Consider the following 18,539-nt stretch of genomic DNA (forward strand, 5'->3'; position numbering starts at 1 on the left):
CGGGCATGTTGTCGGTGCCGTAGCTGCGGATCGGCAGGTGGTAGAGGAACGCGGCCTCCTTGCTGGTGCGACCGGAGGTGTAGAATACGGCGTGGTCCGGGGTGGTGCCGTTCTCGCAGAACTCCGCGGGTTTGCGATGGTCGGGGGTCTCGGGCCGTGCACTGCCCGGGCAGTCGAAGCCATGACGCTGGTTCGGACGCGGCAGCGTCGCGGCGGTGCGGGCGACGCCCCTCCGTTCGCGGGCGTGCTTCAGTGACACCAGGACCGCCGGGACGCCGGCGGCATGGTCCTTCGGCTCGGTGAGGTCGAGGTCGGATTCCACGATGTCGTGCAGCGAACCGTGTCGCGTCATGTGTCCATCCTCACCCGCGGGAGATGCGTATACCGGTTCGAACGCTACCGGGCGTGGCCGAGCGAGCGCTGGGCGGTCGCGGTTCCCGAGGGCGAGCCGCCGTTACACGAAGTTCACCGGCGACTCCCACGCTCATTACACAGCAGGTTCACTCTCAGGTGACGGTGATTAACAACATAAGACAGTCACCGCGACACGTACGAGGGGCGATCCCTCGGGACTGAACAAGGTGGACACCTATGGAAGAGGCAATCGCTGCCGCCGACACCGCCTGGATTCTCGCGGCCTTCACGGCGGTCTCGCTGATGGTTCCCGGGCTCGCGCTGTTCTACGGCGGCATGGTGAGCGTCCGCAGCACGCTCAACATGATCATGATGACATTTGCAGGATTCGCGCTGGTCGGAGTCCTGTGGGTGCTGTTCGGCTACTCGGCCGTGCTCGGAAACTCGCTCGGCGGTGCCGGACTGCTCGGCAACCCCCTCGAGTATCTCGGGCTCGGCCAGCTGCTCGAGGCGCCGGCCGAACCGGGACTGCCCCCGGCCCTGATAGCAGGATTCCAGCTGCTGTTCGCAGGCATCACCGTCGCGCTCGTGTGTGGCGCCCTCGCCGACCGCATGAAGTTCTCGGCCTGGATGGTGTTCGCCGGGCTGTGGGCGGTGCTGGTGTACTTCCCCGTCGCGCACTGGGTGTTCGCGTTCGACTCGGAGGACGGGTCGATCGTCGGCGGTTGGATCGCCAACACCCTCGGTGCGGTCGACTTCGCCGGCGGCACCGCCGTGCACATCAACGCCGGCATCGCGGCGCTCGCCGTGATCCTCGTCCTCGGCAAGCGCCGCTCGTTCCTCAATCCGCCTCGGCCGCACAGCCTTCCACTGACCGTTCTCGGCGCCGGCATCCTGTTCTTCGGCTGGTTCGGCTTCAACGGTGGTTCCGCGCTCGCCGCGAACAACAGTGCCTCCGTCGTGGTGCTCAACACCCTCGCCGCGGCGTGCGCCGGCATCTGTGGCTGGCTGATCGTCGAGAAGCTGCGGGAGGGCCACGCCACCACCCTCGGTGCGGCGTCCGGCCTCATCGCCGCCCTCGTCGCGATCACCCCGGCCTGCGGTGCGGTCTCGCCGATCGGCGCGCTCGTCGTCGGTGCCCTGGCCGGCGCGCTGTGCTGCTTCGCGATCTCGCTGAAGTTCCGCCTGGGCTACGACGACGCGCTCGACGTCGTGGGCATCCACCTCGTCGGCGGCGTCCTGGGCACGATTCTCATCGGATTGCTGGCCGTACCGGCGGCGCCGAGCGGTGCGACCGGGCTCTTCTACGGCGGCGGATTCGGCCTGCTGGGCACCCAGACCGTCGCCGTGCTCGCGGTGCTGACCTATTCCTTCGCGGTCACCTGGATCATCGCCAAGGGTCTCGACCTGGCCATGGGCCTGCGCGTCGACCCGGAGACCGAATACGAAGGCCTCGACGTCGTCGTGCACGGCGAAACTGCGTACGTCCTCGACGCGGTGGGATTCTCCGGCACGTCCCGCCCGGAGGCGGCGTCGGTGGCCGAGGCCGCGACGGCCCTCACGTCGAAGGCCGCCGCCGAGAAGATCTGAGCGAAAGAGCCGGCCGAGCGAGGCCCCCGCTCCGGCGGGGGTCTCGTCGGCGTGAGCGGGAGGTTCTCCCGACGAGCGGGCGGTGGTGGCGGTCGGCACCCGCGAAACGCCGCGACCTCCTCCCGCTCGGGGCGAAAACCTCCCGCTCGCCGTTCTCCCGATCGCCGCGGCGGTCAGTCCTGGTGTTTGTCGGGATACGCGGTGACGGCGAGGAACCGGATCGGCAGGGTGACGAGTTCGTTCGGTCCGTGGATGCCCTCACCGTCGAGCAGCAGGGCGTCGCCCGGCTGGAGCCGGTACTCGGATTCGCCATGCCCGTAGACCATCTCGCCCTCGAGCATGTAGAGCAGCTCGGTTCCCGGGTGCTGGAACAGGGGGAAGACCTCGCTCCCGTCGGTGAGCGTCACCAGTACCGGCTCGAGCCGCTTGTGCTGACCCCGCAGCGTGCCGAGGAGTTCGTAGTGGTGCCCGACGCGGGTACCGCGGCCGACGATCTCCGCGCCCTGCCCGGCCTTGACGAACACCGCCTCGCGTTGCGCGTCGGCGCCCCGGAACAGCGACGTCACCGGGACGTCGAGACCTGCCGCCAGGCGAGCGAGAGTCGACAGGCTGCACGATGTCTGGGCATTCTCGATCTTCGACAGCATCGCCTTGGAGATGCCCACCTTCGCGGCCATGTCGCCCACGGAGAGCCCGCTGGCGATCCGCAGCTTGCGGACCTCGCGGGCGATGGCGCGTTCCAGGTCCACCCCGGTCGGGGTGTCGCGTGGGACCTCCCGGCCCGGCGCATCGTGCAGTACGGGGCGCTCGGGACTGCTCATGTCCTCACTGTACGTGTTGTTTCCCGGCAGTGGACGGTCGTGCGGGGGTGCACATGCGAAAGCGAGCGAATGTGCCTTGCCGTCGGACAGGCCGACAGTAAGGCACATTCGCTCGGTGGAAGGCGGGAGCGGCTCAGGAGCCTCGGCCGGGAATCCAGTCGGTGCCGGCCAGCGGCACGCGCGCCATGGCGGCCGACTCGAGCGTCAGGGCCACGAGGTCCTGGGGCTCGAGGTTGCGCAGGTGGGACTTGCCGCAGGCACGCGCGATGGTCTGTGCCTCCATGGTCAGCACGCGCAGGTAGTTCGCGAGGCGGCGGCCGCCCTCGACCGGATCGAACCGGGCCTGCAGCTCCGGATCCTGCGTGGTGATGCCCGCCGGGTCCTTGCCGTCCTGGAAGTCGTCGTAGAACCCGGCGGCGGAGCCGAGTTTCTCGTACTCCGAATGGAATCGGGGGTCGTTGTCGCCCAACGCGATCAACGCGGCGGTGCCGATCGCGACGGCGTCCGCGCCGAGGGCCATGGCCTTGGCGACGTCCGCACCCGAGCGGATGCCGCCGGAGACGACGAGCTGCACGCCGCCCGGGGTGCGGTGCATCCCCAGCTCCTGCAGCGCCTGCACGGCCTGCGGGATCGCGGCGAGCGTCGGGATCCCGACGTGTTCGATGAACACGTCCTGCGTGGCCGCCGTGCCGCCCTGCATGCCGTCGACGACGACGACGTCGGCGCCGGCCTTCGCGGCGAGCTTGACGTCGTAGTAGGTACGGGTCGCGCCCACCTTCACATAGATCGGCTTCTCCCATCCGGTGATCTCCCGCAGCTCGATGATCTTGATCGCGAGGTCGTCCGGACCGGTCCAGTCGGGGTGCCGGCACGCGCTGCGCTGATCGATCCCGACCGGCAGGGTGCGCATTCCGGCGACGCGCTCGGTGATCTTCTGACCGAGCAGCATGCCGCCGCCCCCGGGCTTGGCTCCCTGGCCGAGGACGACCTCGATCGCATCGGCCTTGCGCAGGTCGTCGGGGTTCATCCCGTAGCGCGACGGCAGGTACTGGTAGACGAGGTGCTTGGACTGGCCGCGTTCCTCCGGCGTCATCCCACCGTCGCCGGTGGTGGTGGAGGTGCCGACCTCGCTCGCGCCGCGCCCGAGCGCCTCCTTCGCCCGGCCGGACAGCGCCCCGAAGCTCATCCCGGCGATGGTCACCGGGATGTCCAGGTGCAGTGGGTACTTCGCGTGCCGGTCGCCGAGGACCACGTCGGTCTCACACTTCTCGCGATAACCCTCGAGGGGGTATCGCGACATCGACGCGCCGAGGAACAGCAGGTCGTCGAAGTGCGGAAGCTTGCGCTTGGCGCCCCATCCACGGATGTCGTAGATGCCGGTGTCGGCGGCACGCTGGATCTCGTGGATGACGTTGCGGTCGAAGGTGGCCGACTCACGAAGTCCGGGCTGGAAGGTCATGGGAGTCTCCTGGATACGGTGCGATCAGTACGCCGAGGCGTTGTCGACGTGGAAGTGGTAGAGCCCGCGGGCCGAGCCGTAGCGGGTGAACTCGGCCGGGTCGGCGTCGAAGCCGGCCGCCCGGAGGAGGTCGCGCAGTTCCTCGAGGTGCTCGGGCCGCATCTCCTTCTTCACGCAGTCCGCGCCGAGGGAGGCGACGGTGCCGCGCACGTAGATGCGTGTCTCGTACAACGAATCTCCGAGGGCCTCACCGGCATCGCCGAGGACGACGAGCCGCCCGGCCTGTCCCATGAAGGCGCTCATGTGGCCGATGCTGCCGCCGACGACGATGTCCACGCCCTTCATGGAGATGCCGCAGCGGGCGGCGGCGTTGCCCTCGATCACCAGCAACCCGCCGTGGGCCGTGGCGCCGGCGGACTGAGAGGCGTCCCCGGTGACGCGCACCGTGCCCGACATCATGTTCTCGGCGACCCCGACCCCGGCGTTGCCCGCCACGGTGACGGTCGCGTGCTTGTTCATTCCGGCGGCGTAGTAGCCGACGTGGCCTTCGATGCGCACGTCGATCGGCCGGTCGAGCCCGCACGCGAGGGCGTGCTTGCCCTGGGGATTGGTGACGGTCACCGACGCGGGCGCCTCGGTGGCCTGCAGTGCGGCGTTCAGTTCGCGCGTGGTGGTGACGTCGAGGTCGTACGTCGTGGTGGCGGCAGGGGTGTCGGCAGGCAGGGTCTCGGCAGGCATGGTCGTCTCCGGCGTCGAAGCGGTGGGGGAAGCGTCGGTGCTGGTCAGCGGTGCCATACGTAGACCCGCTCCGGCTCGGGTTCGAAGATGTGGGCGTCCGCGATGCCGGGCAGACCGGCGAGGGCCCGGAACTCGGAGGCCATCGCGACGTACGCGTCGGTCTCGGCGACGATCGCGGGCTTGCACGCGATCGGGTCACGCACGACGGCGAAGGAGTCGGACGTCGACACGAGCAGGGTGTAGAACCCGTCGAAGCGGTCTCCGAGCAGCCGCAGGGCCTTCTCGAGGTCGGCGCCTTCGGCGAGGTGCTTGGCGACGAATCGCGCCCCGACCTCGGTGTCGTTCGCGCTGTCGAACGCCACCCCCTCGGCCTCGAGTTCCCGCTTGACCGACAGGTGGTTGGAGAACGAGCCGTTGTGCACCAGGCACTGATCCGGGCCGACGGCGAACGGGTGCGAGCCGGCGGCGGTGACGGCCGATTCGGTGGCCATGCGGGTGTGGCCGACGCCCTGCCATCCGGAGGCGACGGGGATCCCGAAGCCCTCGGCCAGCGCCACCGGGTCACCCATGCCCTTGAGGACGGTGACGTCGTCGCCGAAGCCGATGAGCGTGGCGCCGGGATCGACAGCGCGGACGGTGTCGGCGAGCAGCTGCGCCGGAACCGGCGCGTGCAGCACCGTGGTGGGTGCCAGGTCGATGCCGGTCACGCTCACCCCGAGTGCGGCACCCACGGTGGCGGCGAGGTCCGGGGCGGCGCCGAGCAGGGACACCGAGGTGTGGCCGGCGGGGGAGAAGGTGGGGTCGCCGTAGAGGGCGACCCCGGCCGAATCCGGCCCCCGGTCGACCATCTGGCCGAGCATGCCGGTCAGCAGGCTGCCCAGGCGGGGGGCGAGGGCGGCGTCACGCAGGTGAAGCCCGACGATTCCGCACATGGGTCGTCTCTCCTTTTCGATCGTCGTTCGCGGTGACCCGAACGGGTCAGAAGGCGGTCAGGTAGCTGTCGATCTCCCACGCGGTCACGGTGTTGTGCCAGTGGAAGAACTCCTCGCGCTTGAGGGCGGCGAAGTACTCGGCGACACCCGGGCCGGCGGCATCGAGGGCGCCGGTCACGACGGGGTCGGCGGTGAGGGCGTCCATCGCGTGCAGCAGGGTCATCGGCAGCGTCTCCGGATTCGGGGTGCCGCCGGGTGCACCGGGATCGAGCCTGCGGTCGATGCCGTCGAGGCCCGCCGCGACGGCTGCGGCGGCAGCGAGGTAGGGGTTGGCCGAGCCGTCCCCACCGCGCAGCTCGACGCGGTTGCCGTCCGGAACACGCAGGTAGTGGGTGCGGTCGTTGCCGCCGTAGGTGGCGTGCCGCGGCGACCACGTCGCGCCGGAGCTGGTGGCGGTGGCTCCGGTTCGCTTGTAGGAGTTGACGGTCGGGGCGATCACACCCTGCAGGGCGCAGGCATGGTCGAGGATGCCGGCGATGAACGCGTACGCGGTCTCGGACAGCCCGAGTCCGCGGGGGTCGTCGGCATCGGGGAACGCGGCCCCGTCCGCCCGCCACAGCGACAGGTGCATGTGCATGCCCGAGCCGGTGCGGTCGGCGAACGGCTTGGGCATGAAGGTCGCGGTCATGCCGCGCTGCTCGGCGAGCACCGAGATCAGGTAGCGCAGCGTGACTACGCGGTCGGCGGTGGTCATCGCGTCGGCGTAGTGGAAGTTCTGCTCGAACTGTCCGTTGCCGTCCTCGTGGTCGTTGGCGTAGTTGCCCCAGCCGAGGGAGTTCATCGCCGCGGAGATCGAGGTCAGGTGTTCGTACATGCGGGTGACGTCCCGGGCGTCGTAGCAGGGCTGCCGCGAGGTGTCGAGCACGTCGGCGGTGCGCAGCGTCCCGTCCTCGTCCCGCTGGACGAGGAAGTACTCGATCTCGGCACCGACCTTGACGGAGAGGCCACGCTCGGCGGCCTTGCCCAGGACCTGCTTCAGGATCACCCGAGGGGCGTAGGGCCAGGGCTTGCCCTCGACGTGGGGGTCGCAGTGCACCAGCGCGAGGCCCTGACGCACGAACGGGATCGGCGTGAAGGAAGTGGGGTCCGGGAGTGCGACGAGGTCGGGATCCTTCGGGACCTGACCCATCGCTCCGGCGGCGTAGCCGGCGAAACCGACCCCGTCGGACTGGAGCTCGTCGACCGCCTCGACCGGGACGAGCTTGGCGCAGGGCTTTCCGGCGAGATTGGTGAACACCGCGAGGACGAAGCGGGTGTCGGTGGCGCGGGCGAGAGCGGCGAGATCGGCGGCGGGGGCGTCCGTGGAGGGCAGACGCATCACGGGGAGATCGGTGGCTTCGAGCGTCATGGGTGCTCCTGAGGTCCGGCGGCGAGGTTTCATAAGGTGAATCGCTGTCGAATGAAATGAAACATAGCATGCATGACGACCGTGTTACGTGGTCGTGAGTTTGTGGTGACGGTCCGGCCCGGTCCGCCGGAGTTCCGCCGAATCGCGAATTTCCCTCGGGCCGAGAGGATTCGGTTACATGCGTTAACGCGACGGCAACCGCCCGGGGTGTTTCATCTCATTACTGTCTGTTTCACGTCAGCGATCGACGTTCTTCTCACCCCGCCGGTGCAACCGGCCTCGAACCCAGGAGCCTCCATGGCAGAGACCACCACCGTCCCCGCGTTCCGCGTCACCGCCGACTTCTGGAAGAGCCTGCCCCAGATGTCCACCGACGAATTCCCGGGCACCGAAGGCTTCATCGACGACGTCTACCCCAACCCCGAGGGGTCGGAGATGGCCGCCGGATACTTCAAGCTCGAGCACACCGACGCCCCCCTGGACTACCTGTACGAATACGACGAGATGAAGGTCGTCCTCGAAGGCGAGTTCCGCCTCGAGAACCTCGACACCGGCCAGGTCGCGATCGCCCGCGCCAAGGACGCGATCTTCTTCCCCAAGGGCTCACGCATCCGCTTCACCACGCCCGACGGTGCGCTGGCGTTCTACGTCGGCCAGCGCACGTTCGCGCCGTGAGGACCCGGACATGAGTGTCTGTACGGAGACGACCAGCGTCCCGCGCTGGGACGAGGAGCGCGTCGTCGCCGACGGCGGCAGGGCGGTCACCGTCCTGTCGTTCGGCGACGCCGCCACCGACCACGCCCGCCGCCTGGTGACCTCTTTCGAAGGCCGGCGGGTGAGCTGGCTACGGGCGCCCGCCACCTGGGGCGACGCGGCCGCGGAGGTCCTGCAGCGACAGCTCTCCGCGGCCCGCGTCGGCTGGCGGCTCGTCCTGGTGGGCGACGAGGCCGCCGTCCTCGCCGCCCGGGCCGTGGCCGTCGCCGCGGGGGCGCTCGACGACGAGATCCTGCCCGAGGTGCTGACCACGGACACCCGCACGGTGTACTGCGCGCACTGCCGGCACACCCACGACACCGCCGCCGCGATCGGGCAGACGAGCACGTGCCCGGGATGCGCGGCGAACCTCGTCGTCTACCACCATGTTTCGCGCCACCACGGCGCATATCTCGGCTACCAGCTCGACGCGGAGGAATGCTGATGACACTCGTATCCGACGCCGGAGCGGCCGTCCGGCGCAACGACGCGACCCTGACCCTCGCCGTCGCCGAGGTGACCACCGTCGCCACCGGTGTGCGGCACGTGCGGTTCGTCGACCCCACCGGTGCGCCACTGCCGTCGTTCACCCCGGGCAGCCACGTCGTGCTCTCCTGCGGCCCCCACGACGACGGCCGGCCCCGCCGCAATTCCTACTCCCTGACCGGTCCGGAGCTCGAACCGCAGAGCTACTCGATCTCCGTGCGGCTCGACGAGACCGGCCGGGGCGGCTCCCGCTGGGTCCACAATCTCGAGGTCGGCGACGTCGTGGAGGTCAGCCGGCCCCGGAGTGCCTTCGCGCCGATTCTCACCGCGCGCCATCACCTGCTGGTGGCCGGTGGTATCGGCGTCACACCCATCCTCTCGCACGCCCGCGCCGCCGCGCAGTGGGGCCGCTCCTTCGAGGTCCACTACACCTTCCGCCAGGGCGACGGCCCGCACCTGGGCGAGCTGCGCGAACTGTGCGGCGACCGCCTGCACACCTACCACACACCCGCGCAGCTCTGGGCCGCGCTCGGCCCGGCCCTGCTCGATCAGCCGCTCGGCACGCACCTGTACGTGTGCGGACCCGCCGGTCTGATCGACGAACTCACCGCCCGCGCCCGCGGGGCGGGGTGGCCGGACGCCCGCGTCCACTACGAGCACTTCGGTGTCGGCGACCTCGACCCCGGAGCCCCGTTCACCGCGCATCTGAACCGCACCGGGATCGACATCGCCGTGAACTCCGGCGTGAGCCTGCTCGACGCGCTCGAAACGAACGGGATTGCGGTGCCGAACCTGTGCCGGCAGGGAGTGTGCGGCGAATGCCGGATCCCGGTGACCGGCGGCGCGATCGAGCACCGCGACCTCTACCTGACCGACGCGGAGAAGCTCGCCGGCGACTGCGTGATGCCCTGCGTCTCCCGCGCCGGCGGCGACCGATTGGAGCTGGACCTGTGACTGCCGCAACCGAATTCGAGGTACTCCCGGACCGCGTCGCGCGGTTCCCGTTTCCGTTCCCCCGCGACACCTACCGCTACAGCACCAATGTCGAACCCGCCGGGACCCCCGCCGACACGGCCGCCGGCGGGTGGGGTGAGCACCCGGTCGACGTGGACGGCTTCCTCCTCGACGAACTCGCCGAACGACGGCGCGTGCTCGACGCCGACCCGGGCCGCTTCCAGGCGCTCGGGCACATGGAGGTCGCCCAGTGGGACGCGATGCTCACCCTGATGACCATGCTGGCCGAGGCGTACCCGCAGACCTTCGCGCTCGACCGCGACGGCACCGCCCGGCGGTGGAGCAACCGCGCCCTCGACCTCGAGCACGTGTTCGTCTACGGGCAGTCCGCCACCCTGCCCGAGCCACCCCTGCTGTACATCGGCCGGCAGATCCAGGAGGACGTCGTGTTGCTGGACCAGCGCGACGGTGCCCTGTGGGGCGACGCGGGCCTGGTGACGTTCGCGGCGGACTGGTCGCTGCGCTTCGACGTCGGGATGAGCTTCCTGCAGATCCACGGTCCCGTGCCCCGCATCCACACCGAGGGGGTGATCACCCGCGCCCAGTCCTTCCTCATGGGACTGCAACCCGGGCAACGGTACCGGCGCACCAACTGGACTTTGACCGTGGACCGCCGGCTCGACACGGCCACCGAGACGTATCCCGAGTGGGGACGCGACCGGCGCCTGCTCGCCGAGGGGCCTCTCGAGGACGTCGGCCGTCGCCTGCACCTGCGGGTCGAGGTGCAGCACCTGATCCGGCTCGGCGCGTCCGGCGCGATCATGTTCCTCGTCCGTACCTACCTGCTGCCCTTCGAGGAGATCGCGCTGGTGCCGGAATGGGCCGACCGGCTCTACCGGGTCCTCGAGGAACTCCCCGAGGACATGGCCGACTACAAGGGCCTCACCCGCACCCGCGAGCCGGGCCTGAAGTGGTTGCGCGAGTTCGGGGGTGTGCGGCCGTGAAGAACTCCGGTTTCGTCACCGGTGCGGTGCCCCCGCTCGATCCGAGTGGGCGCATCCATCTCATGTTCTGCCTCGGTGGCTGCGCCGACGCGCGGGCCGCGGTGACGGCCTGGGCGGCGGAGGCGCTCGCCGCCGGCCGCATCGCCACCGTGGTCCGGGATGCGAGCGCTGCGGAGGTGGCGCGGCTCGTGCGCGAGGCCCGCGCCGGTACCCGCGTGCTGATCGCCGGTCCGCGGCGGGAAGCGATGGCGGCGACGGCCGCCGCGCGCGCCGCCGGCCTGCTGCCGTGCGAGACGACCACCTACGTCACGGCCGTCGACGGAGTACCGGTGTTCTGCCCGCACTGCGGCACGACCGGGTCCGTCGATGCCGGACCCGGGGATGTCGTCGCCTGCGGTTCGTGCGACCTCGACCTCGAGATCCGCCCCCATCTGTCGGGGCACCACGGTGCCTACCTCGGCGCCGTGGCCTGACCCGCCATCCGGAAAGGACTCTCAATGACCGACTCCGTCACCAGCGACCTGTCCTGTCTGCCGTGGCCCTTCCCCCAGGGCGACAAAGTCTTTCGTTACGCCGTCAACGTCGAACCGGCACCGCGCCGCACCGAGACCGCCGCCGGGGTCTGGGGCGAGCACATCGTCGACCTGGGCAAGAGCCCCGAGGAGTACCTCGAGATGATGCGGTTGCGCCGCGCGATCCTCGAGGCAGACCCCGGGCGCGTGCAGATGCTGCCCCACATGACGCCGGCGTGCTGGGATCTGATGCTCTACTACATGCGTGACATGGCGACCTCTTTCCCCGACGTCATGCATCTCGACGTCGAGAACGGCGGGTACCGCTGGCGCAACGACCTTCTCGGGATCGATCAGCGGTTCGTCCTCGGCGATCTGTCCACCCTGCCGGAACACCCGCTGGTCTTCATCGGATGTCAGCTGCCCGAGGACGTGCTGCTGGTGACCGAGCGCGACGGGCACCTGTGGTTCGACGCGGCGCTGGTCACGTCGTCCGCCGACTGGTCCGTCAAGTTCGACATCGGTATGAGCCTGCACGAGATCCACCGGCCCGTACCCGGCCTGACCGCGACCGGAGTGACCGACCGCGCCGAGCAGTTCATGCGTCGTCTCACCACCGAGCGGCCGTACCGGCGGGTGAACTGGACCTTCTCCGCCGTCGGCTCGCGGCGGCGGGACACCAGCCTCGAGACGATGCCCGAATGGATGGACGACATGCCACGGCTGGTCGCCGACCGCGACTGGGGCCGCATCCAGCTGCGTATCGAACTGGAGCACCTGATCCGGCTGCCCATGACAGGGACACTCGTGTTCGACATCCGCACCTACATGGCGCCGCTCGAGGAGATCGTGCAGGTCCCGGTGTGGGCCGAACAGCTCGCCGACATCGTCGAGGAGCTGCCCGGTGAGATCGCCGCGTACAAGGGCATCGACTCCTACCGCATGCCGGCGATGGCCTGGTTGCGGGAACGGACACGCGCCCACGCCGCATAGGACCGCACGACCGTCCCCGCCGGCCGGTACGGTGGCGAAGGAGAGGGCTCCGGCGACGGGGAGGGGCGAGCGTGCGAGCCTGGAACGAACCGGTCGACGGCGGCATCGCCGTCCTGGGGGCGGGCCTGAGCGGCCTGTCCCTGGCGGCCCATCTCGCCACCGTCCCGGCGCGGCCCGGTCCGGTGGTGCTCGTCGACGACGGCGCCCGCGACATCCGAGAAGCCGGATGGGCTTTCTGGTCCCGCCGGCCCGGACTGCTCGACACCGCCGTCTCCGCGCGGTTCGCCCGGGTCCGGGTCCACGCCGGCGGGCGGTCCCGCACCCTCGGTCTCGGCCGGTACCGGTACGACGTCGTCCGTGGCGCCGATCTGGTGTCGGTGGTCGACGAGATCACGGACGCAGTCGACGACATCGGGCTCCGCGCCGGCCGCGTGACGCGCGTGCACGACGGAGCCCGTCCGCGGGTCGGCCTGTCCGACGGGACGGAACTGCACCCCGAGTGGGTCTTCGACGGCCGCGGCCCCGACAGCGCCGACCCGGGCGACGGGACGAGCCCCGATGCCTGGCTGGACTTCCGGGGGTGGCGGATCCGCGCCGAAGCGCCCCTGTTCGATCCCGATGTCCCCACCCTGTTCGACTTCCGCACCGATCAGGGCCGGGCCGCCTCCTTCGTGTACGTGCTGCCCACCGACGACCGTCGCGCCCTCGTCGAGCACACGAGTTTCGCGCACCCCGCCGCCGGGCCCGTCGGCGCCGCCGGCCACGACGACGCACTCCGGGAGTACCTGGCGGCGGTGCTCGGCGCCGACGAGGGCACCTACGTCGTGGAGGCGGACGAGTCCGCGCGGCTCCCGCTGGCGTCGCAGCCACCGGCGCGGCGCCGCGGCAACATCGTGCGGATCGGCGCCGCGGGCGGGATGCTCAAGGGCAGCAGCGGATATGCCTATCAGCGGATCCAACGCGACAGTGAGGCGCTCGCGCGCTCGCTCGCCCGGCACGGACATCCATTCGACGTGCGCCCGGCCCCGTCCCGGTTCGCCCGGTACGACCAGGGGCTGTTGCGGGCCGTCGTCGAGCGGCCCGCGGTGCTCGAGCGCGCGTTCGCGGGCCTGTTCGACCGGTCCTCCGCGGAGCCGATCCTGCGGTTCCTCGACGAGGAGTCGTCGTGGCGCGACGAGGCGGCGCTGTTCGCGTCGCTGCCCGCGGCCCCATTGCTCAGGGCGATGGCCGGCCGCTGACCGTCCGCGGCGGTTCCGGGGCATCGCGAACAGGGGATATGTGCGTCGCGGACCGGGTCGGCCGGGGTTCCACCCCCAGTTTCGTGGATCTTCGACAAATCTCACTTTCTGTTGGCATGAATTCCGGTGGCGTGGGGTACTCCCCGGTCCATGAGATCGACGAACCGAGATGCGGCCCCTCGCGGGGGTCTCGGCGCGTGGATCGAAGTGAGCGAAAGGTCGCAGACTTTCGTTTGGTCCGCTCGCACTGCGTGTGAGCCTGCTGTCAAGGAGAGCCCCGTGCCATTGTCACCCCACCCCCTCCGGCCGACCGTCGATGTCTGGAACTGGCAGATGCAGGGCTTGTGCCGCGGTGTCGACTCGTCGGTGTTCTTCTCGCCCGACGGTGAACGGGGCCGAGCGCGGTACCAGCGGGAGTCGAAGGCCAAGGAGATGTGCCATCGGTGCCCGGTCATCGAGCAGTGCCGTGAGCACGCGCTCACGATGGGCGAACCCTACGGGGTGTGGGGTGGTATGTCGGTCGCCGAGCGGGAGAAGTACGTGCAGTCCCGGAGACGAAAGATCGCGAGCTGATCCGGGTCTTCTTCCGGCACCGACATTTCGTCGGTGCCGGTTCACGTCTGCGGGTCCCCGGCGGACTCGGCACTGCCGCCCGCACGGGGTTCGGCCCGGGCGTGGAGTCCGACCAGACTGAGCACATGATGGGCGGTGGTGCCCGGTGGGGCCACCAGGGTGACCGCGGTGTGTTGCCTGGCCGCGCGGTCCCGGGCCGTCGAGAGCAACGAGACCCCGGCGGAGCCGAGATGGGTGACCTCGCTCAGATCCACTGTCACCGAGAGTGTTCCGCCGCGTGATGCCGTGTCGAGGTACCCCTTCAGGATGGGGGCGGTGTCGATGTCGACATCCCCCCCGCACCGCGAGGCGGCCGGGTGTGGTCTCGTCGACGGCGAAGTCGCGCGGAGGATCGGGACGACCGACGATCGCGCCGTCGGTGAATTCGGTGACGACGCGGGCGCTGCGCGTGAGCCGGAACGTCACCGTCGCAGTCGTGCCCGTGTCGTCGCGGTCGATGCGGAGATCGTCGGCGAAGAGCCGGACCATCGTCAGCCCGCGGCCGCGGCTGCCCGGCAACCGGTGGGACTCCGGGTTTTTCGCGGGGGCCTTCCAGCGCCCCCGGTCCCGCACCCGGATCCGGAGGCAGCCGTCGGCGTCGAGAATGCCGCCGATCTCGACCGGGGTGTGCCCGGCGGCGGTGCCGGGATAGGCGTGCTCGACGACGTTGGACACGAGTTCGGAGACCGCGTGCTCGACGGCCACGGTTCCCGCATCGTCGGCCCCGATGCGCACGAGCCACCACCGCAGCGACGCCCGCGCGGCCTTCGGCGCCTCCCGGTCGGCGCGCAGGTGAAGATGCAGGGGATCCGGCATCACCGTCCGCTGAGCGGCGACGATGGTCACGTCGTCGCTGTATCCGGTTTCCCGGAGCAGGAATTCGAGGATTTCCCCGCACACCCGATCCACCGTCCGGGCGCGCGTGTCCGGGATCGGGAACGAGCGGCCGGTCACGCTCAGGGCCGCCCGCTCCGCGAGTTCGGCGGTGCTTACCGGGGGCGGCCGGCCGGGACGCTCGATCAACCCGTCCGTGTAGAGCAGCACGACGTCGCCGGTAGCAAGGATGTCGGTGGCGACGGGGAACGTCGAGCCGGTACCGATCGGCGTCGCGCCCGAGGGGGACAGGTAGCGCACCGCCCCCGCCGGGCTCGCCACCAGCGGCGGGGGATGCCCGCCGGTGCAGTAGCAGACTCGGCCGGTGGCGGTGTCGAGCACGACGACACAGACCGTCGCGGTGCGGGCGCCGGGGACGTGCGCCGAGAAGGCGTCGAGAGTGGACAGGGCGCCGGTGACGTCTGCACCCGCGAGGATCTGCTGGCGCAGCACCGCCCGGAGTTGTCCCATCACGGCGGCGGCCTCGACGCCGTGCCCGACGACGTCCCCGGTGATGAGCGCGAGCTCGCCGTTCGGGAGGGCCAGCGCGTCGAACCAGTCGCCGCCGGCGGCAGTGTCCTCCGCGGCGACCAGGTAGGCCGCCGCCACCTCGGCTCCCGGCACGACCGGAACGGACGGCGCCAGCAGGGCGTGCTGCATCACCGTCACCGCGTCGCGGGCCTGCTCGTACTTCTCCGACATCAGCTGGGCCCGGGCCTCGGCGACGTGCCTGGCCAGGACGCTCTCGGTCACGTCGGAGGCGAAGAAGAGCAGCCCGGCGACGCCACAGCCGGGGTCGCGGCAGGGAGCGATGGTGAAGTCGAAGTAGCGCTCGCGCACTACCCCGCTACCGTCGGTGTCGATCTGCATGCGCCATTCCTTGGCGGTCTCGGCGACGCCGGTCGCCGCCACCCGGTCGAGCAGCTCGAAGAACTGCTGACCCTCGAGTTCGGGGACGACCTCGCGCACCGGCCGGCCGAGGAGATCGTCCCGGCCGAGGAGCGCACGGTAGGCGGCATTGGTCGCGACGTACACATGATCGTGTCCCTGCCACGCCCCGAGAGCGAACGGCAGCGCCTCGAACACGCGGAGAACCGTGTCCGGCTCTCCGGTGGCCGAGAACAGGTCCTCGTCGTCCGGCATGACGTGTACCTTCTCCGGTCCCCGCGGTGCGGCGTCACCTTCAGTTCTATACCCCGCCGGGGCTTCGGTACAGCGGCGTGCCCGCCGGTGCGGTTCGTCAGCGCATCTCTCCGGCGCCGACGTACGGGTTCAGGCTGGCGAGCGGTTTGCCTTCGGCGAAACGCGAATACCGGAAGTCGGTGCCGTCGACAGCGGGGTCGCTGCTGATGCCGTCGAGCAGGAGGTCGGCGGCGAGCCGGCCGACGGCAGGGGAGATCTTGTAACCGTGGCCGCTGAAGCCCACGAGCAGGAACAGTCCCGGCGCCGGGGACGGGCCGATGATCGGGTTGTAGTCGGGTGTGGTGTCGTAGCATCCCGCATACGACGAGGCGAGTCGCGGATCGGGCATGACGGGCAGCAGCCGGTCGAGCTTCGCGACGGCGGATTCCACGAACGGGTCGTCGGCGCGATTGACGTAGTCGTCCGGGTCCGCCCATTCCGGCGCGGAGTGGTCGCTGTTACCCACCAGCAGGTCCCCGTTGGGCTCGCGGCGGATGTACTGGAGATTCACCAGGTCGGAGAAGGTGGGTATGTCGGGAGTGGGTTCGCCCTGGTCGACGAGCAGCAGTTGTTCCCGCTGGGCCCGGATCGGGAGGTCCACGCCGGCGGTCGCGCCGAGTGCCGGTGACCACACGCCGGTCGCGAGCACGACGGTGCCCGCGTGGATCTCGGAGCCGTCCGCGAGCTGCACCCCGTAGACCTCGCCGCCCTCGCGCTGCAGGAGGGAGGCGACGGGGGTGCTCTGGCGCACTCGCACGCCGAGGCTTCGGGCGCGGGTGCCGTAGGCCATTCCGGTCATGTAGGCGTCGCCGTGGCCGCCGAGGGGCTCGTACGCGAAGGCCGCGAAGGGATCGAGAGCGATCCCCTGTAGCAGGCGGCGGACCTCGTCGGCGTCGATCGTCTCGACGGGCACCCCGAGAGCGCGGTGCATCTCGACGTTGGCGGCGAGCGGGGCGGTGTTCTCGGGTCCGACGCCGACGACGTATCCGGTCTGCCGGAAGCCGATGTCGGCGCCGAAGATCTCCTCGGCTTCGGAGAACACCTGCACGCCGTGCCAGGCCATCGCGGCCAGCGACGGAACGCCGTAGTGGCAGCGGACGATGCCGCTGGACTTGCCGGTCATGCCGGAGCACATCGTCCCGCGTTCCAGCACCAGGACGTCCGTTTCGCCGCGCTCGGCGAGAGACCAGGCCGCAGCCAGGCCCTCGAGTCCGCCGCCGACGATGACGATGTTCGCGGTTTCGGTCATCGTGTTTCCTCACAGCTCGCACTTCGGTGGTTTCTTACAGAGAAACATTGTTGCATCAAATGAAACCCCGGTCACCCGCTCGGTGTGACAACGACGTAAAACCTGCTGGGCGGCAACGATGCTCCTTCGAGGCCGGTAGCCTCGTCCGCATGACCCCTGTCGTCCGCCCGGTCACCCGACGGGACATACCGGTCTTCGCCCGCACCCTCGCCGACGCGTTCTTCGACGATCCGGTGATGATGTGGATGTGGCCCGACGACGAGCGCCGGCGGCGAGGTCTGCCCCGCATGTTCGCCGTCGAGGCGAGGCATCACCTGCTGTCGCACGGCGGACTCGAGATCGCCGAGGGGCCGGACGGGTCCGCCGGGGGCGCGACCATGTGGGCGCCGCCGGGTCGCTGGAAAGCCACGGGGTGGCGGTCCGTGCTGGTCACGGCGGGGATGATCCGTGCGCTCGGGAGCCGGGCCCGCGTCGGCGCCGAGGTCGACGGCGCGCTCGACGATGCGCACCCGGCCGAGCCGCACTGGTACCTCTCCGCCATCGGAACCGGAAATGCCGCGCGTGGCGGGGGTTTCGGAAAGGCGCTGCTGCGTTCGCGGCTGGACCGCTGTGACGCCGACGGGATGCCCGCGTATCTCGAGTCGAGCAAGGAGAAGAACATCTCCTACTACGAGCGGTTCGGGTTCCGGGTCACCGGCGAGATCGCCGTCCCGAACGGTGGGCCGACCCTGTGGAAGATGTGGCGCGAATCCGTGACGCCGTGACCCGGCGGATCCCTTGATATGCAAGCAGTCGCTTGCATATCGTCGGTGTCTGTGAGTGATGTCTCGCGGATCGCCGCAGGACCGAGCGGCGCATGCGAAGCCCCGGCCCGGCTCGGGGGTACGAGGTGAGCGCGCCCCTCGAGCGTCCGAACGCGGTGGACGGTCACGGCCGTAGGACCGGCGAATGGGCGGAGCCCGACCCGCACGGCGGGCTGATGGTGGGCACCTACGTCGACGGCGAGCGTCACGGGACGTGGCGGCACTTCTCCGCCGGTGGGGCGCTACGTTCCGAGGGTGGTTACGACCGCGGCGTCCTGCACGGTCCCTGGACCTGGTACCGCGCCACCGGCGGTCTGCTGCAGCGCGGTGCATTCGCCCACGGTGACAAGCACGGCCACTGGGAACGCTGGACGGCGGCGGGGACACTCGTCGACAGCGGACACTGGGAGCACGGCAGGAAGACCGGCGAATGGACCTACTACGACACCGACGGGAGCATCAGGAAGACGACCACCCACCGGCCGAGGCCGCCGCGCGGGTGACCGCCCGGATGGCTCTCGGGAAGGAAGTAGAAGATGGATCGGCAGGAGGTCGACCGTGGGGCCGGCGCACATGCG

17 protein-coding genes and 2 pseudogenes are annotated in these 18,539 nt (G+C 70.2%); 11 read left to right on the top strand and 8 right to left on the bottom strand.

The annotated features are described in order from the left end of the window. Window position 1: 1 nt before the first annotated feature. Window positions 2–352: pseudogene (locus tag ACM26Y_RS09995) on the bottom strand (hypothetical protein); the annotation flags it as partial. 239 nt (window positions 353–591) lie between these two features. Between ACM26Y_RS09995 and ACM26Y_RS10000 the strand changes: the two are divergent. Continuing rightward, window positions 592–1,944, top strand: a complete 1,353-nt coding sequence (locus ACM26Y_RS10000) for an ammonium transporter (protein ID WP_003938137.1) — start codon at window positions 592–594, stop codon at window positions 1,942–1,944. Between the two features lie 173 nt (window positions 1,945–2,117). On the opposite strand, the gene ACM26Y_RS10005 is transcribed toward ACM26Y_RS10000, so the two are convergent. From ACM26Y_RS10005 to glnT, 5 genes are all read right to left on the bottom strand, one after another. Then, complete coding sequence (locus ACM26Y_RS10005) at window positions 2,118–2,765, bottom strand: helix-turn-helix domain-containing protein (protein ID WP_416063344.1); 648 nt, start codon at window positions 2,763–2,765, stop codon at window positions 2,118–2,120. Between the two features lie 133 nt (window positions 2,766–2,898). Next, on the bottom strand, window positions 2,899–4,224 hold the full coding sequence (locus ACM26Y_RS10010; RefSeq protein ID WP_416063345.1) for an FMN-binding glutamate synthase family protein: 1,326 nt from the start codon (window positions 4,222–4,224) through the stop codon (window positions 2,899–2,901). A gap of 24 nt (window positions 4,225–4,248) precedes the next feature. Beyond that, window positions 4,249–4,962: a protein glxC gene (locus tag ACM26Y_RS10015; RefSeq protein WP_052034015.1), complete on the bottom strand. Its 714-nt coding sequence runs from the start codon at window positions 4,960–4,962 to the stop codon at window positions 4,249–4,251. A gap of 44 nt (window positions 4,963–5,006) precedes the next feature. Next, complete coding sequence (locus tag ACM26Y_RS10020; RefSeq protein WP_416063346.1) at window positions 5,007–5,894, bottom strand: glutamine amidotransferase; 888 nt, start codon at window positions 5,892–5,894, stop codon at window positions 5,007–5,009. A 46-nt stretch (window positions 5,895–5,940) separates the two neighbouring features. Next, window positions 5,941–7,302 (bottom strand): type III glutamate--ammonia ligase, encoded by a 1,362-nt coding sequence (glnT, locus tag ACM26Y_RS10025; protein WP_416063347.1) that lies wholly within the window; start codon window positions 7,300–7,302, stop codon window positions 5,941–5,943. A 297-nt stretch (window positions 7,303–7,599) separates the two neighbouring features. Here glnT and ACM26Y_RS10030 point away from each other — a divergent pair, with 297 nt between their 5' ends. From ACM26Y_RS10030 to ACM26Y_RS10065, 8 genes are all read left to right on the top strand, one after another. Continuing rightward, window positions 7,600–7,977, top strand: a complete 378-nt coding sequence (locus ACM26Y_RS10030) for a cupin domain-containing protein (protein ID WP_003938143.1) — start codon at window positions 7,600–7,602, stop codon at window positions 7,975–7,977. A 10-nt stretch (window positions 7,978–7,987) separates the two neighbouring features. Continuing rightward, window positions 7,988–8,500 (top strand): dimethylamine monooxygenase subunit DmmA family protein, encoded by a 513-nt coding sequence (locus ACM26Y_RS10035; protein ID WP_003938144.1) that lies wholly within the window; start codon window positions 7,988–7,990, stop codon window positions 8,498–8,500. After that, window positions 8,500–9,495 carry a PDR/VanB family oxidoreductase gene (locus ACM26Y_RS10040; protein WP_416063348.1) on the top strand — a complete coding sequence of 332 codons (996 nt, stop codon included), beginning with the start codon at window positions 8,500–8,502 and terminating at the stop codon, window positions 9,493–9,495. Before ACM26Y_RS10035 ends, ACM26Y_RS10040 begins: the two co-directional genes overlap by 1 nt. Beyond that, window positions 9,492–10,499 carry a heme-dependent oxidative N-demethylase family protein gene (locus tag ACM26Y_RS10045; protein WP_416063349.1) on the top strand — a complete coding sequence of 336 codons (1,008 nt, stop codon included), beginning with the start codon at window positions 9,492–9,494 and terminating at the stop codon, window positions 10,497–10,499. Before ACM26Y_RS10040 ends, ACM26Y_RS10045 begins: the two co-directional genes overlap by 4 nt. Next, window positions 10,496–10,972 (top strand): dimethylamine monooxygenase subunit DmmA family protein, encoded by a 477-nt coding sequence (locus ACM26Y_RS10050; RefSeq protein ID WP_416063350.1) that lies wholly within the window; start codon window positions 10,496–10,498, stop codon window positions 10,970–10,972. Before ACM26Y_RS10045 ends, ACM26Y_RS10050 begins: the two co-directional genes overlap by 4 nt. 24 nt (window positions 10,973–10,996) lie before the next feature. Beyond that, window positions 10,997–12,004, top strand: a complete 1,008-nt coding sequence (locus ACM26Y_RS10055) for a heme-dependent oxidative N-demethylase family protein (RefSeq protein ID WP_416063351.1) — start codon at window positions 10,997–10,999, stop codon at window positions 12,002–12,004. Window positions 12,005–12,075: 71 nt separating this feature from the next. Beyond that, window positions 12,076–13,242, top strand: coding sequence for a lycopene cyclase family protein (locus tag ACM26Y_RS10060; RefSeq protein WP_416063352.1), 1,167 nt, complete (start codon window positions 12,076–12,078; stop codon window positions 13,240–13,242). Between the two features lie 333 nt (window positions 13,243–13,575). After that, window positions 13,576–13,815: a WhiB family transcriptional regulator gene (locus ACM26Y_RS10065; RefSeq protein WP_017680511.1), complete on the top strand. Its 240-nt coding sequence runs from the start codon at window positions 13,576–13,578 to the stop codon at window positions 13,813–13,815. Between the two features lie 41 nt (window positions 13,816–13,856). Here the strand turns inward: ACM26Y_RS10065 and ACM26Y_RS10070 are convergent. Together ACM26Y_RS10070 and ACM26Y_RS10075 are read right to left on the bottom strand one after the other, a co-directional pair. Then, window positions 13,857–15,870 (bottom strand): annotated as a pseudogene (locus tag ACM26Y_RS10070) (SpoIIE family protein phosphatase). Between the two features lie 97 nt (window positions 15,871–15,967). After that, entirely contained in the window at window positions 15,968–17,158 is a 1,191-nt protein-coding gene (locus ACM26Y_RS10075; protein ID WP_416063353.1) for an NAD(P)/FAD-dependent oxidoreductase, read from the bottom strand. A gap of 149 nt (window positions 17,159–17,307) precedes the next feature. Here ACM26Y_RS10075 and ACM26Y_RS10080 point away from each other — a divergent pair, with 149 nt between their 5' ends. Together ACM26Y_RS10080 and ACM26Y_RS10085 are read left to right on the top strand one after the other, a co-directional pair. Then, window positions 17,308–17,922, top strand: coding sequence for a GNAT family N-acetyltransferase (locus tag ACM26Y_RS10080; RefSeq protein ID WP_416063354.1), 615 nt, complete (start codon window positions 17,308–17,310; stop codon window positions 17,920–17,922). 125 nt (window positions 17,923–18,047) lie between these two features. Further along, on the top strand, window positions 18,048–18,464 hold the full coding sequence (locus ACM26Y_RS10085; protein WP_416063355.1) for a toxin-antitoxin system YwqK family antitoxin: 417 nt from the start codon (window positions 18,048–18,050) through the stop codon (window positions 18,462–18,464). Window positions 18,465–18,539 lie beyond the last annotated feature (75 nt).

Source organism: Rhodococcus indonesiensis, assembly GCF_047782815.1.
GTDB lineage: Bacteria > Actinomycetota > Actinomycetes > Mycobacteriales > Mycobacteriaceae > Rhodococcus > Rhodococcus indonesiensis.

Bases quoted from the DNA above. Each gene is read 5' to 3' on its own strand.
- ACM26Y_RS10000 (WP_003938137.1), top strand. From the start codon at position 592: ATGGAAGAGGCAATCGCTGCCGCCGACACCGCCTGGATTCTCGCGGCC.
- ACM26Y_RS10005 (WP_416063344.1), bottom strand. From the start codon at position 2,765: ATGAGCAGTCCCGAGCGCCCCGTACTGCACGATGCGCCGGGCCGGGAG.
- ACM26Y_RS10010 (WP_416063345.1), bottom strand. From the start codon at position 4,224: ATGACCTTCCAGCCCGGACTTCGTGAGTCGGCCACCTTCGACCGCAAC.
- ACM26Y_RS10015 (WP_052034015.1), bottom strand. From the start codon at position 4,962: ATGCCTGCCGAGACCCTGCCTGCCGACACCCCTGCCGCCACCACGACG.
- ACM26Y_RS10020 (WP_416063346.1), bottom strand. From the start codon at position 5,894: ATGTGCGGAATCGTCGGGCTTCACCTGCGTGACGCCGCCCTCGCCCCC.
- glnT (WP_416063347.1), bottom strand. From the start codon at position 7,302: ATGACGCTCGAAGCCACCGATCTCCCCGTGATGCGTCTGCCCTCCACG.
- ACM26Y_RS10030 (WP_003938143.1), top strand. From the start codon at position 7,600: ATGGCAGAGACCACCACCGTCCCCGCGTTCCGCGTCACCGCCGACTTC.
- ACM26Y_RS10035 (WP_003938144.1), top strand. From the start codon at position 7,988: ATGAGTGTCTGTACGGAGACGACCAGCGTCCCGCGCTGGGACGAGGAG.
- ACM26Y_RS10040 (WP_416063348.1), top strand. From the start codon at position 8,500: ATGACACTCGTATCCGACGCCGGAGCGGCCGTCCGGCGCAACGACGCG.
- ACM26Y_RS10055 (WP_416063351.1), top strand. From the start codon at position 10,997: ATGACCGACTCCGTCACCAGCGACCTGTCCTGTCTGCCGTGGCCCTTC.
- ACM26Y_RS10065 (WP_017680511.1), top strand. From the start codon at position 13,576: ATGCAGGGCTTGTGCCGCGGTGTCGACTCGTCGGTGTTCTTCTCGCCC.
- ACM26Y_RS10075 (WP_416063353.1), bottom strand. From the start codon at position 17,158: ATGACCGAAACCGCGAACATCGTCATCGTCGGCGGCGGACTCGAGGGC.
- ACM26Y_RS10080 (WP_416063354.1), top strand. From the start codon at position 17,308: ATGACCCCTGTCGTCCGCCCGGTCACCCGACGGGACATACCGGTCTTC.